At 65.4% G+C, this 13,887-nt stretch carries 8 protein-coding genes and 1 pseudogene; 1 reads left to right on the top strand and 8 read right to left on the bottom strand.

From position 1 onward, the window contains the following. Positions 1-116 precede the first annotated feature (116 nt). From CO540_RS04820 to CO540_RS04830, 3 genes are all read right to left on the bottom strand, one after another. Positions 117-2,264, bottom strand: a complete 2,148-nt coding sequence (locus tag CO540_RS04820; RefSeq protein ID WP_099161078.1) for a DEAD/DEAH box helicase — start codon at positions 2,262-2,264, stop codon at positions 117-119. 208 nt (positions 2,265-2,472) lie between these two features. Next, positions 2,473-4,056, bottom strand: a complete 1,584-nt coding sequence (locus tag CO540_RS04825) for a DEAD/DEAH box helicase (protein ID WP_099161079.1) — start codon at positions 4,054-4,056, stop codon at positions 2,473-2,475. Positions 4,057-4,126: 70 nt separating this feature from the next. Then, on the bottom strand, positions 4,127-6,670 hold the full coding sequence (locus tag CO540_RS04830; protein ID WP_099161080.1) for a DUF262 domain-containing protein: 2,544 nt from the start codon (positions 6,668-6,670) through the stop codon (positions 4,127-4,129). 986 nt (positions 6,671-7,656) lie between these two features. Between CO540_RS04830 and CO540_RS04835 the strand changes: the two genes are divergently transcribed. Beyond that, positions 7,657-9,237, top strand: coding sequence for a hypothetical protein (locus CO540_RS04835; RefSeq protein WP_157779053.1), 1,581 nt, complete (start codon positions 7,657-7,659; stop codon positions 9,235-9,237). A gap of 25 nt (positions 9,238-9,262) precedes the next feature. On the opposite strand, the gene CO540_RS04840 is transcribed toward CO540_RS04835, so the two are convergent. From CO540_RS04840 to CO540_RS04850, 5 genes and pseudogenes are all read right to left on the bottom strand, one after another. After that, the gene (locus CO540_RS04840; protein WP_099161082.1) at positions 9,263-9,457 is read right to left on the bottom strand and encodes a DUF397 domain-containing protein; all 195 of its coding nucleotides are present in this window, start codon (positions 9,455-9,457) and stop codon (positions 9,263-9,265) included. Continuing rightward, entirely contained in the window at positions 9,450-10,142 is a 693-nt protein-coding gene (locus tag CO540_RS04845; RefSeq protein ID WP_371682287.1) for a DUF5753 domain-containing protein, read from the bottom strand. Before CO540_RS04845 ends, CO540_RS04840 begins: the two co-directional genes overlap by 8 nt. After that, positions 10,119-10,232, bottom strand: a pseudogene (locus CO540_RS31280) (helix-turn-helix domain-containing protein); the annotation flags it as partial. The gene CO540_RS04845 and the pseudogene CO540_RS31280, both read right to left, overlap by 24 nt. A 612-nt stretch (positions 10,233-10,844) precedes the next feature. After that, entirely contained in the window at positions 10,845-11,339 is a 495-nt protein-coding gene (locus CO540_RS31285) for a TaqI-like C-terminal specificity domain-containing protein (RefSeq protein ID WP_371682288.1), read from the bottom strand. Next, on the bottom strand, positions 11,312-13,810 hold the full coding sequence (locus CO540_RS04850) for an Eco57I restriction-modification methylase domain-containing protein (RefSeq protein ID WP_099161083.1): 2,499 nt from the start codon (positions 13,808-13,810) through the stop codon (positions 11,312-11,314). The genes CO540_RS31285 and CO540_RS04850 overlap by 28 nt, the downstream gene beginning before the upstream one ends. Between the last annotated feature and the right edge of the window lie 77 nt (positions 13,811-13,887).

Raw genomic sequence — 13,887 nt, forward strand, 5'->3', positions numbered from 1 at the left:
AGGCTTCTACGCTCTCGCCCGCAGGCTGCGCTATGAGTACAAGAACCTCGACGACGAGGTGCTGTGGCAGAAGGAGCGCGACGATGCAACACCGCCGCGCGCTGACCCCAGCTGCGTCAGCACGCGGCGGCAGACGCCAGGAACGGGCTGGGCTGTCCGCTCCACGATACGTGCAGCGCCTCCCGTGCGCGCGTACTCGCCACGAACAGCAGGCACCGCTCCCGGAGCAGGTCGCTCTCGTGCTGCACCGGATCCACCTCGGCCGGCGTGACCTCCTTCGCGAACGGCACCGACCGCGCCGTGACACCGACCACCGCCACGCACCGGAACTCCAGCCCTTTCATCGCGTGCATGGTGGCGAGCCGCACCCTTTGGACGTCCGCCCCGGGCTGATCCCGCACCCGCACAGAAGGAATCCCGACGGCAGTCAACTCCTCCTGCACGTCGCCCAGAGTGGTGTTGAACCGGGCGCACACCGCGATCTCACTCGCCGCCACACCCTGCTCCAACCACTCCCCCACCCGCTCCACGAGTGCCGCGATCTCGGCCTGGCTCGTCGGGTACCCGGCGGCGTGCGGCCGCCTGCCGTGCAGCAGTGACCGGTAGCCGGCGAGGCTGTCGTCCCCGTCACCGCCGAGGTCCTCGATCCGCGACCCGACGAGCACACCGGTCGACCAGGACAGGATCTCCTCGGTGCTGCGGTAGTTGACCCGCAGTCGGCTGCTGCGCCCGGCGACGGAGATGCCGAGAGCGTTCAGCGAGACACGAGAGTCGTAGATCCGCTGGTGCGGGTCGCCGGTGATGAAGAGGTCATCTGGGCCGGGCGCCACGGCGGCCCGCAGCACCCGCCACTGCGCGGGGTGCAGGTCCTGCGCCTCGTCGACCACGACGTGGTCGTACCCGTGGTCGACGAGGTCGGCGCCACTGAGCAGCTGTGCCGCCCGCGCGCAGATCTGCAGGTGGGTGGCGGTGCCGGCGGCCGACAGCTCCTTCTGGAACACGTCCACGGCGTCCCACACTCGGTCGCGCTGACGCGGGCCGAGCGCCGACCCTCTCCCGCGCCGGCTGGCCGCACGGTACTCCTCGCGGCTCTGCACGTTGTGGGCGAGGACGACGTGCCGGAACTCCTGGGCGAGGAACTGCTCAGTCCAGGGCAGGTTCAATCTTCGGCACAGCCGCCGCCAGACCTGCCGCTCGTCCACGTCACCGATCGGGGTTGGCACCCGCCCGGCGAGGGCTCGCACGGCTCGGTGCGCGAGGGCGTTCACCGTGGTCACCTCCACCCGCGCCAGCTGCTCCTCGTGGTCGAGGAGCAGCGCCAGGTTCTCCCGCAGGGTCGCGGCCAGGGCATTCGTGTACGTGGTGAGCAGCACCCGGCTGTCGGGCGTACGGGAAAGCAGGTGCTTGACCCGGTGCAGCGCCACCACCGTCTTGCCGGTGCCCGGCCCACCGGTCACCTGGGCCGGCCCGTTGTAGGAGATCCGGTACGCGACGCGCCGCTGCGACGGGTGCAGGAACACCCGCCAGGCGGCGAAGGGCTTGTCGAGAATCTCGGCGAGCTCGTCCGGGTTGGTGACCAGGGTGATCCGGCTGCGGGTGTTGGCGATCGCGATCTCGAGGCTGTCGCTCGGCTCCGGCGTCGCGTCGGCCGGGCAGCGCTCGACGACGACGTCGCGGTAGACCTCGTCCGGCGTGAAGCCCTCGGCGAGGTACTGCAGCACCTCGAACTGATCCTCGGGCAGCAGCGTGCCGAACGCCTCCAGTTGCCGCTTGTCGATGATCGTGCGTACCGCCCGCAGCACCTGGTCGTCGACACCGAGATCGCGCAGCACGGTGTCGGAGTGGCGGGCGAACAGCAGGGTCGGCGCCTGCGCTGCGGCCTTCTCCAGCGCCGGGGTGAGCTGTTCGAGGGCGACGACGTTGCGGACCTCCAGCGCCCGGGTCGCCGTGTTCACCGTGTAAAGCCGCTTCGCGGCCCAGACGTACGCGTCGTCGTGCGACACGACGTTGAGCAGCAGGAACGTGTCGCTGCCGTCGTCGGGCGCCAGCACCACCCCGCGCCAGAAGTCGGTGATCCGGATGGTCCGCATCCGCGGGTCCCGCGCGTTGTTCACCGACTCCAGGTGCAGGCCCTTGTCGGCATGCAGCTCGGCGATGCTGAGCTGCTGAAACTTCTCCATCGCCTTGCGTACGCCGGCCTTGACCGGCTTCTCCAGGACGTCGTAGCTCTGCCAGAAGCTGTTGGCGAAGGCGAGCTGCGGCACGGCGCGGACCTCCTGCGTCGCGGTCGAGGGGCAGGGAGGACACTACCGGTCGTGTCCGTCCAGCACTTATGGCGTCCAGGGTCCGCAGCGCGCCCACCTCATGGTGGCCGGGTTCGGTGGGGCTTGAAGCATTGGGCCCAGAGAATGTTGTGCTGGTCCACCGGGAGAGGCGTCAGCCCAACAACGGACAGCGCCAGAGCCCGTCACGTCATTTCGGCTGCCTGCCCCAGACGTGCCAGGCGAACAGGTCCCTGCCAGACGCTAGGTGGTCAAACCGTTCAATCTCCTGGGCGACATGGATGATTTGCTCAACGAAGCCCTCGTGTGCGCCGGTGTCGGGATCCTCTGCGGTACCTCTGACGTACAGGATGATGAATGTCGCCGGACGCCCATCGGCCTTCGGGCGGATCACGCGCCCCATGCGCTGAATCATCTGAAGCTTGCTTCGGCTTCCCGCGACGATGACACCGACATCCGCCTGTGGGACGTCGATCCCTTCGTCCAAGAGTCGAGGCGCGGCCAACACCTTTGCCTGCCCGTCCCTGAACGCCGCCAACCGCTGCTTGCGTTCCAGGGCGTTCATGCCGCTGGTGATCTCCATCGCCTGCACACCGCTGGCCCGCAGCACCGCCGCCGCGTCTTCCGCGCCCCGCATGGTTTGGCCGAACACAAGTCCCCGGTCCGCGGTGGCCAAGACCGGCGCCAAGAAGGCAAGCGCTTCCTGCTTGTTCCGGCTCTCGGCCAGAACCTCGCGCCGCTTGTTGAAGGCGTTGAGGTACTTGCGGGCATCCCAGGCCGCACGCGAGTCCCCTTCACCGCCAGCGCTGATGTGGTTGACCATCGCCATGAACTCACCGAACGGTTCCGCCGGACAGCCGTGGTCGACGATCAGGCGGCGCCGGAGACTTCTCACGCGATCGTCGTACTCGTCATGAGCCTTCTGTTCGTCTGGAGTGAAGTCGACTCCCACGAAGGCGACACGGAAGGGCGCCAAGATCTCGTCGGCCAGCCCGCGATCGTAGCTGCAGTCGGCTACCACGCCGCCGAAGAAGGGTTCGAGGTGGTCGATCAAGCCATTGTCAGGGCGCTCGTACGTCGCGGTCAGCCCGAGCCGGGCGCCAAAGCCCCGCTCCAGAGCTCGCGCGAAGTGCGGCGACCCATAGCGGTGTACCTCGTCGGCGACCAGCAGCCCCGGCGCGCCCAGCGGCAGCATCTGGTATCTGGCCGCGGAGTTCACGATGGCGATCACGATGGGATGGTCGTCGAGCCCGTCCTCATGGCCGTCCCCGTGTCGACCCACGAGAACACCGTGAAGATCACGTTGCAACACGTCATACCACTGGTCGAGCAGCTCACGACTGGGCACGAGCACCAACACCCTCTCGCCCGCATCCACCGCGGCCGCAGCTGCCAGCACACCGACGGTTGTCTTCCCCGTCCCGGTGACTGCCTCCACGACGCCTTGCCGGTTGTGAGCTCGCCATGCGGCCAACGCCTCAATCTGCCAGGCTCGCGGCTCCTTGCCGACGTAACACCGGGGCAGCGCTGGCGGCACGGCGGCAGGAACCGCTCCCCCGTGCCATGATGCGGCTGCAGTGAGTCGCCAACGCGGCGGTGTGGCGCCGTCATGATCGAAGGTCGCTGTGTTAGCGTACAACGTCCGGTTTACGTCGGTCGTGGTCAGCCCGTGCAGACCCATGCGCTGCAGCCCAGCGAGCAGTTGCCGCTTGTTCTGACCTGGCATCGCCGCCAGCAACTGCCATAGTGGCACCCACAAGGGTCCCGGCTGCATCTACCTCTCCCTGTCTACCCCAAGACTGTGCCGACCTCGCCGGCGATCTGCCAAGCACCTTGCGTCGCGGCTAGGCGGTCGCCAAGTTGTCCGAAGGAGCCATCTGGGCCACCTGGTAGAACCAGTGGAGATGGTCGAGCAGCGCCTCGCGGGCGTCGGCGTCCGCGAGGACCGCCAAGGGGAAACCTGGACGTAGGGCGATCTTGGCGGCGGCGATGTCGACGCCCGGCAGCTGGTTAAAGCGCTGGCGCAGCTCCTCCCGCAGGGTGACGTCGTCGAACGGCGGGCGGACGCTCAGGTGCTGGAACACCACCTCGAACTTGCCGCTCGGATAGATCGCGGCCGGCCAGACGTTGCCCAGTTCGTGCTCCTTGCCCCGGGCCATGAGAAAACAAGAGGTTTCCCCGCCGGTGCCGTAGAGCAGGGTGCCGCCCATCGAGATCCAGGCTTCCAGTACGACGAGCGTGGCGGTGGCGACGGCCGAACCCTGCAGAGCGGTCACCTGTTCGATGAACCGCTCGCTGTAGGTGCGGTCGTCGCTGGAGCGCGGCCCAGGCAGCCGCTCGGGTAGGTCCTCCGGCGTGAGGCCGGCGAGCTGCGCCAGCTCCTCGGTGCCGATGCGCTGCGCCTGATCGGCGCGGCCGTACTGGTCGAACTCCACGCCCTCGGCGCACAGGATGTCCCGTGGGTCGTCCGTGCGGTTCGGGTCGAGCCAACGGAAGTTCGGCGAGACGGTGCCCTCGACCTGCAACACGCGGTGGGCGTTCGGGGCCGGGTGAGTCGCGAGCCGGGCACCGACCGGCACCGGGTGGCTGCCGATCAGCGCGGCCAGGTCGCCGTACGTGGTCCAGGAGCCGGCCGGCATCTCGGCGAGAGCCTTGGTCATCACCTCCCACGGCTCTTCCGACTGCTCAGCCGCCTGCTCCGTCGGGCCCGGCCAGATGGAGATGATGCGCTCCGCGAGGGCGTCGGCGCGGGCGTGGATCTCGGGGCGCCCCCACCGATCCTGCGCGGCGATTTTCTGGTTGAGCACGATCCCGCTCTGCTTCAACTTGACGCGCTTCACCGGGAAGGCGTCGTTGCCCAGCTCCGAGTTGTAGCCGCTGAGGGTCAGGTTCCCCAGCGTGTGGACCAGGGCCTCGTGCGCCTCGCGGAAGTTCTCCTCCGGTCCGAGGTCGGCGGCAAGCATCTGGCGCCACTCCGTCGTGGGGGTCTGCGGCAGCACGTGCTCGATGGTCGCCTTGTCCAGCGCGACGGGCTCCTTGCTGCCGTACGACTCCTCCAGCCACTGGAGGATCAGCTTGCGTTGGTGTGCGCGGCCGTTGAGGTAGAACGGGATGGAGCGGACCGCAGCCCGCACGCTGGCGTCGTTTGAGAAGTACTTACGCCCCGTCGAAAGGTAGGTCCGTACCGCCTCGTCCACCGGCAAGTCCCCGCCCATTTCGGTGACCACGGCGAGCAGAATTCGATTGAGGTTGTTGGTGGGACGACCGGTCAGCAGGCGTCGGACGAAGAAGCTTTCCACGTACAGCATCGCTGCGGCGATCTGCTCCGAGGTTGCGCTGCCCTGCTGGCGGCGGTCGAGCAGATGCAGCAGCAGGGGGTAGACGGTGGTCGTGCCCCAGGCGCTCAGTCGCTCCAGTCGCCGCCGTACGCCCGGGTCCTGCTCCTCGCCGGGGTGGAGGATGACCCGGAGCAGCGCGCCGAGGCGGCTGAACCGCTGCACCTCCGCCTCGATCTCCTCCTCCGACCGCAGCCGGTTCAGCCGGGCCTGCTGGGCCGAGTAGACGTCGGTCTGCTTGACCCGCGGGTCACGGTGGACCAGGTCGAGCCAGAAGAGCAGGACCAGCTCGTCCGACGACAACTGCTTCTGCAGCGGCAGCCACAGGGACGAGTAGACAGCCTCGCCCCGGGTGGGCAGCCGCATAAACAGGTAGTTGCGCAGCAGGTCGGCCTGGGTGAGCCGGAGGCCGGTGTTGTTGAGCGACTCGAAGATCCGGTACACGTTGTCGCCGGCCTGGGCGGTGACCGACACCAGGGCCAGGCCGGAGATGACGGCGTTCTCGATGCGTTCGATGTCGAGCGGGTCGTCCGGATCGTCGGCGGCGGCCAACTGCGCGACGAAGAACCGGTACGCCGCGCCCACCGGGTCGGCGCCCCCGGCCTGCGGGGTGGAGTCCAGGCAGGCCAGGTAGGCGTCCCGGTCGGCCTGCGTGGGGACCAGCTTCAACCGCTGCGGCTCCGACTTCCACGGGTTGACCAGGTACTGCTGGTTGAGCCGCTCGCGGTGCACAGGGCCCTCGTGCTGCGCGCGGTGGTCGCGGATGGCGCAGAGCAGGATGGTCAGGGTGGTGAGGCGCTGCTGCCCGTCCACTACCAGATACTCGGCCACGCCGGTCGGCCCATTGTTGGGGCTTGGGGCCAGCACGAGGGAGCCGATGAAGTGTGTCGTCTTCGGGTCATGGGTCCGGTCGTCGGCCAGCTTCAGGATGTCGTCCCAGAGGCGCTGCAACTGCAACGTCGTCCACGAGTATGTGCGCTGGTAGAGCGGCACCTGGTACTGCTTCGCGCCCTCCAGCAATTCCTGCAGCGTCGTCTCGCGTGCCGCAACCACACCCGGTCCCCCGTCTACTTTGGCGCCTGAGCTGGAAAGACAACCAGATCAACAACGGACGGAGCAACCTACGAAAGGCCCAAAGCGCCGCCACACCATCTGCTTGCCTGTCGGCTTCCCGACAGGCAACTATCCGCCGTCGACGGAGGGATCGGCACGACGGGCCCAACTCCTCCTTCCGGTCGGGGTACAACGCCCTGATCAACCCTTGCGGTGCCACCCTGTGATGGCGACGATCAAGACTGGGCACTCGGTGCCCCTCCTCCTCCAGACCTATTCGACCGCGACGCCTCGGAGGGTGACATCATCAGCAGAGGGTCGATCGGTGATTGGTACGCCGACGCGGAGATGCGAGGCTCATCGGACCCCGGCCACGATTGGGAGAACGACGATATCCCGGATCGCACACCCGACTCCTGGCTCGACGGCCTGGGAATCGCGTCGCCTGCGCACTCGCCAGGCGGAGGCGAAGCGCGGCGGTCCGGGACGGATGGAGCCCCGCACCGTCCGGGAACGTCCTGTCAGTGCATGCCCTGCAAGGCTCGATTTGGCAACGTGGCCGGCGAAGCTGGCGTATCCCTGGCCGCAGCCGCACGCAAGCTGCTGAGCACGATGCCGGGCGCGAAGGACAGCACCTTGGCCCGCCATCTGCGGCGCTCGGGTTGGCCGGATATCACGGCAGACCAGGTCGGACGGGTGCTGCAGGGCTTGAACCGTCGACAGCCACAGCAGCGTCCGGCCCCGGCCAAGAAGAACCCGCTGAGGTCTCAGCGCCTCGCGGACGCGGCGAAGGCAGCTCAGGGCAAGCACCCGAGGTTGGGCATTCGAAAGGTGACGCAGAAGCTCCGGAAGACCGGCTGGCCCGCCGTGACCGAGGATGAGGTGCGCGCCGCGCTTGCTGCACCGCCTCGCCCCGCAAGCCTCACTCCGTTGATCCCCGCCCGGCCGCTGCCCACCCCACGGACTCGCCCGGACGCCTGCCCGGCGTGCGGAGTGGTCGTGGGGTCTTTGGGTTTCTGCCGCTGTTCCTGAAGCGCCGCGGTCAACCAGCAGGACACGAGGGCACCCGTCGCCCCATTGACACCCTCACATCCCTCGATCACCCTGGGTGTTCTGACCCATGCGGTACGTCAGCACCGGGGGTGGGCGTGGACATCGAGTCGCTCGTACGATCACTCAGCCAAAGGTCCAGACTGGTCGTCGACTCCTCCCTTAACATTGTCGACGCCGTCGAGAAGTACGCCAAGGACGCAGCCGCGAAGAACGACGCGTACCGGTACGGCAAGGCTCCCGTGCCCGTGACGATCGGCCCGACGGTGGAAACCAGTCCGGCGCACGTGCTGCACGAGCTCGGGGTGGCGACCACGCTGTTGACCGCGTCTCCGTTGGCGCAGGTGGCCCGGCACTGGGCGCACGTCCGTTACTGCGCGACGCTGACCCGGCGACGCGGCACACTCGGGCTCACTCCGTCAGCCCAGAACCTCGTGTACCACCACAAGGTGACCCAGTCCGAGCAGTTGGGCATCGGCCTGGCCCTGGTGGTGGCGAAGAAGGTGCTGCAGCGGCAATACCGCCAGTGGACCTTCTTCGCCGTCGACGCGGAGGTGGCCCTTAAGGCAGGGTTCATCGACGGGGCGGGCGCGGTGGAACGCACAACGAAGAGCCAGAAGCGTCCGGACTACTTCCTGGTGGGGCACCACAGTTCGGGTCGTCGCAGCCGGATGAAGATCGTGGTGCTGGAATGCAAGGGCACCCATCAGCCACCGAGCTTCGCCTACGGTCAACTCGCCCGGGCCGCGGTGCAGGTGAGAACGCTGAACGTCGGTGGCCGCCGCCCGCCGGCACTGATGGTCGCCTCCTGCCTGGCCGGGCGTCAGATAACCTCGTACGTCCTCGATCCGCCGGGGGACGACGAGTTGTGGGACGGCGGCCCCGACGACTTCGACGAGTTGCTGCACGGCCGCCCGGAGGACCACCACTGGCGGACCCGGCCCGCCACGGCCGACGAGGCACGCACCTGGCCGGCGGCGGTTGGGGACGCCGGGCCGCCCGGCACCATCGGTCCGGAGCCGACGGACGAGCTGCCGCCGGGAGCGCCCGAGGTGTTCGACGTGCCCGAGGAACGGCGTGGCTGGTTCACGCAGATCCTGACCCGTGCGGTGGCGGCCACCGCACTGCTGTTCGCCGGCGACAGCGCCACCGCCCGTCATTACGCGACGCCACGGCAACGTGGGGACGAGGAACCCCACTCCGGGCAACTGAGGCTGTTCGAGCTGGACCCGTCGTGGGCGGCGAGCACAGCCACGTCGCAACCCGTGGCGGACGACCTGCGTGCGGAGGGCACCCTCTACCGCGCGCCGCTGCCGAACGGCAAGACCCTGGACGTGTTCCGCGGCGTGGAGAGCAGCCTGTACCGCCACCTCGCGGACGGCCAGGTCGCCGCGTACCTCCGGGCGGCACCGCTGATCCGCCACCGGTGGGCGCGGTCCCGGCCGCGCGACGGTGTGGTGTCGCTCGGCCGGGACGGCACGGTCCTCGCCATCCGCGTCACTGAGCGGCGCCGCTGAGATGCCGAGGGGGCGTTGCTGCGGCTCAATGCGCCGCGCTGGCCGCCCGCACGAAGGCCGTCCAGGAGGCGGGGGTAAAGGTGAGGACCGGGCCGCTGCGGCCCTTGCTGTCGCGCACGGCGACGATGCCAGGCAGGTTGTCGGCGACCTCGACGCAGTTGCCGCCGTTGTCGCCGCTGCGGGTGCTCTTGCGCCAGTGAGCGCCGGTCAGGTCAGCCATGGTGGACCTCCTCGGAAATCTTGATGATCAACTGTCGGGACTGCCCCTCATCCAGGGCCAACGAGTCGAGGCTCGCCCAGATCCGCTCGTAGGCGGCCAGCTCCTCCTTCCGGTCGAGATACAGCGCGCCGGTCAACGACTCGCTGTAGACGACCGACGGCTCAGGCTCGACGCGACTGCCCAGCGGAAAATTGAGAATCACGATGGACCCGGCGACCGCACCGAAGTGCAGGCCGGCGGCCAGCGGCACGACCCGGATGGAGACGTGGGGCAGCCGACCAATCTCCGCAAGGTACCGGAGCTGTTCCGCCATCGCCGCTGGGCCGCCGACGACGCGCAGCAGCGCCGCCTCGGAAAGCATGACGTCGAGCCGGGGCGGAAGAGGCAGCCGTCGATGGAGAAGCCCCTGCCGCTGCAGCCGCACCTCGACCAGGCGCTCCCACTCGTCGTCGGTCATGCCAGACCTGTGCTGGTAGACGCCGGACGCGTAGTCACGGGTCTGCAGGAGCCCGGGAATCAGCGTGTCGTCGTGCTCCCGTAGCCGGCCGGCGCCGGACTCGAGGCCGACGTACAGCTCGAACCAGTCGGGGATGGTGTCGCCGTACGCGTGCCACCAGCCCTTCGCCTTCGTCTCGCGGGCCAGGCCGGTCAGCGCGGTGGTCAGCTCGGGGGTCGCGCCGTACAGGGCGCACATTGTTCGCAAGTCGAGGCCGCGCACCGCGCCGAGCCCCGTCTCGATCCGCCACATCTTCTGGCGGCTGCACTGCAACGCCTCCGCCGCGCCGGCCCACCGCGCAGCGCCTCACCGGCCGGGCTGCCGACCTCCTTCGGTTCCGCTCGCCGGGCCAGTCCGTGTCATCGCCGCTTGCTCGTTGGTTCCTCCCATCACGCCGGCCGCGCCGCGGGCCGCTCGTAGATGAGCACGTCGCCGCGCCGCGAGGCCGCCCGCAGCTCTTCTTGAAACGCCTTCCGCGTCTGCGCGTCTGCTGACTCTCGTCACAGGCACGACTACCCGCCCTTGGCTATTCGGCGCGCGAAGCAGTGGATAGCATACTCTTGTCGCTCCCGAGCAAGAGCCAGCCATTCCCTCCAAAGCAGGAAAGTGTCCCGTGCCCAAAAAAGGTGCCAGAGCTGAGATTCTTGAGGCAATCGAAGCAACCATCGCCAGAAAAGGACAGCCAACTTTCACCGTCGCTGACGTCATAGCTGAGATGAAGAAGAGGGGAACTCGGTACGCGCCCGGAACCATCTCTACGATGATTAGATCCCACATGTGCGTTGGGGGAATCAGCCGTACTGAGTATCGAGACCTCGTGCGAGTGGATCGTGGCGTGTATCGCCGAATCCAGTCGGAAGAGCGACCAGCAACTTCCGCTTGCTGCGACTCTTAATCAACCTCAAAACGATGGTCGTAGCTGGTGAGTCTGGACCGCACAAGCGCAACATCTTGCTCGGACAGGCCATACAGACGGAACACCAGCTCGTTCAGTCGGGAGTATCCCTGATGCAAGCGCCGCTGAAGGCCCTCCAAATCGGATACCGAACGAGCTATAGCCAGCTCTAATTGGGTTCGGCTAATGCGCCGTGCTAGAGAACAGACAGCATCGTACAGCTTCTGATCGACCTCAGAATCGGGATCGATGGTACGGAAGGGAAGGCTCTCCAGTTCGTTGGTTCCTACGTTGTTATTCGTACTTGTGAGGCGAAACCTCCACTGAAACAGGTCCGAATTCAAGAGTGCTGCAAGGTAGTGCAAGCTGTACACTTCTTCATTCGATGCTCGAACAGAGTTAGTGGAATCAGCAAAGTACATAGGCTCCTCAATCACTGCCGCAACAATCCGCTGCCTCTCATCTACACCGGTGATGCGTTGAGTGGCAATACGACGGACGGGCGGGTAAGGCTTCCGTGGAAACTCCTTGTGGAACGCCTGCGCATCAAACCAAACGCCTGCGCATCAAACCACTCGCGCTCACCCTGACTCAGCACCGTGCGCAGGCCAAAGGGGCCGACTTCAACCCCCTTTAGCATTCGCGACAAGTCGCGGCGTGGAGATATAAAGCGTCGATAGATCGTCTGGTTAATCTCACCTCGGGAAACGCTATAGTATTCGCCGACCGATCCAAGCATCACCACAAAGGGCTGCGCATGGAGCCTGCCGAGGAGGTCCCACTGGGCTTGGTCGGTTAACGGTACGGGCACATTCTTCGGGTCCATGAGGACACAGTCACGTACCTGCAATTGATTCACTAGAGCATCCTCGGTGAGGCTGTTTCCGGGAAATACTCGGGTGGTGACCGTATTCCGGTCTGGCAAGGGCCTCCTACTCACTTGGCCGCTTACGATGACCGTCGAGAGCTTAGCGCGCTTGAATATCCGCCTACGCGGATTGTCTTTCTGAGGAAAACAGTCGAGTAGCAAATTCTTGATGCTGCCGAGTATGTGCCGCCGTGTTTGCGCGGTGCTAACGTCCCCCACCAGACCGAGTGGCACAATCATGCCTAGATACCCATCGTCCCTGGTTAGCGAAATGGACTCGACTAAAAATAGGCGGTAAAGGTTCAGCTTCCCGCCAAGCGCCGGGGCAAGGTCGGGACGCGCGGGCAGATATGCTCTAAGAGCAGCGTGGGGCCACGATGCAGCCCCCCTCTGCTTTTCCAACACGTCGTACGGAGGGTTGCCAACGACGACATTGAAGCCGCCCGCTTTGAAGATGCCAGGAAAGCGTGAGTGCCAGTTGAAGGGACGCAGGGCGTCATCTTCATCAGACGTCAGAGGCACGGCATCGTATACGTCGTCCGAAACGAGGCTGTTCCCGACTTGGATATTGTCATTTAGGTCGGGAAGTACCCGCTCAATGCTAAATAGTGGGAGCTGAGCGTTGATAGTTTCCGCACTCTCACCCTCTAACACTTTTATCATTAGAGAGAGTTTCGTTACCTCCACCGCCTGCCGGTCGATATCTACACCGAAAATGCAGGACGTGAGGATGCGCTTTCTTTCGGAAATATTCAGGCGAACGTTGCCATGAGGATCAGTGTGCAGATATCTCTTCTGGGCGCTTGGCCCTGCGTTCAAGTAGGCGTCTGTGAACCAATTCAGGAGGTAGTCATAGGCAGCGATCAAGAATGATCCCGATCCGCATGCCGGATCGAGCACCCGTACGTTGAGCGCTTGCCTCGGCGTCTTACCCGTCAACGCTGGGCCTAGGGTTCGGTCGATTACGTACCGGGCAACGAGCGCCGGCGTATAGTAGACACCGCCTGACTTCTTGACCTCCGGCTTTTCCTGAACTACAGCACGGTGGCCAGCGGTAAGAGTTATGATCTTACCCAGAAACTGCTCGTAGGCTTGCCCTAGTATGTCTGAAGGCAGCACCGAGAATTCATATGGACTTCTTGGATAGTAGGTTGACCGAACGACATCACGGAGCACTTTGTCGTCGAGATCCAATTGAGGCGTAAGCATGTCCGGAGAGCTGAGTTGCCCCCGCTCAGACTTAAAGTGGAACAGGCCGGAGTTGTATTTTGTGTCGGCAGCCTTGAAGAGTGTTATGAGCCGCTGATACACGCCAGCCTTAGCCACCAGGCTTTCCAACTGGCCATATTCCTCAATGCCTCGATCCTCTGCGATTCGCAGGAATACCAAACGGTCGATCGTTTGCTGGACCGCCTCGTTGAGTTCGTCAACATTCAAACCGAGGTTGCGGGATGCAAAGCTTCGAGCGAGCTTCGCTCGCCAGTCTTCCAACTGAAGCAAGAAGGCATCGTCAACTTCAGCGGTTCCGCGCCGCCGTGGGCTAGCCGCCCCGTAACGGTCTAGGGAACCCTGATAGACTGCCGTCTTACTTAACAAGTTTTCGAGCTCGTCCCAACGATCGATTAGCTCATTCCAAGCGAAACTCACCGTTCGCCCGACGGCGGGTGAGTCCACGGGCTCCGGGCGGATTGACCCGTCGTAAACGCAAATATTCCGGAAGTTGGTCAGTACACTAATGGGAAGTTTCGCAGTCCACGCGTACCGGCGAAGCTGGTATGCGGGCGCAGAATCCCGAACGATATCCACTCCCGGCCGCTTGGCTTCGACAAAGAACTTTCTAACGCCGCCGATACGGAAGGAGTAATCAGGAGCTTTATGGCTGCCGCCGACCTTTAGGCTGTACTCATGGACAACGTCCTTGTAAGCGTCGGCATGGCCAGACGCGTTGGAAAGATCCCACCCCAGCGCCGTGAAGAGAGGATCGATAAATTCCTTACGACTGTCTGCCTCGCCGTACTGGGGAGACCGCAGGAACCTTTCGTCCCGCTCGAAACGAGCCACAAGTCGCCTAACCGTTGCTGGCGCTTCGCTCATGCTGGCTCCCTTGTCGCGGTTTGCGTCAAGCTAATAGACGGACGCCCTACCGCCATGATGGCGGTCCCTGGCAACGC

This window comes from Micromonospora sp. WMMA2032, from assembly GCF_002688545.1.
In the GTDB taxonomy this organism is placed as follows: Bacteria; Actinomycetota; Actinomycetes; order Mycobacteriales; family Micromonosporaceae; genus Micromonospora; species Micromonospora sediminicola.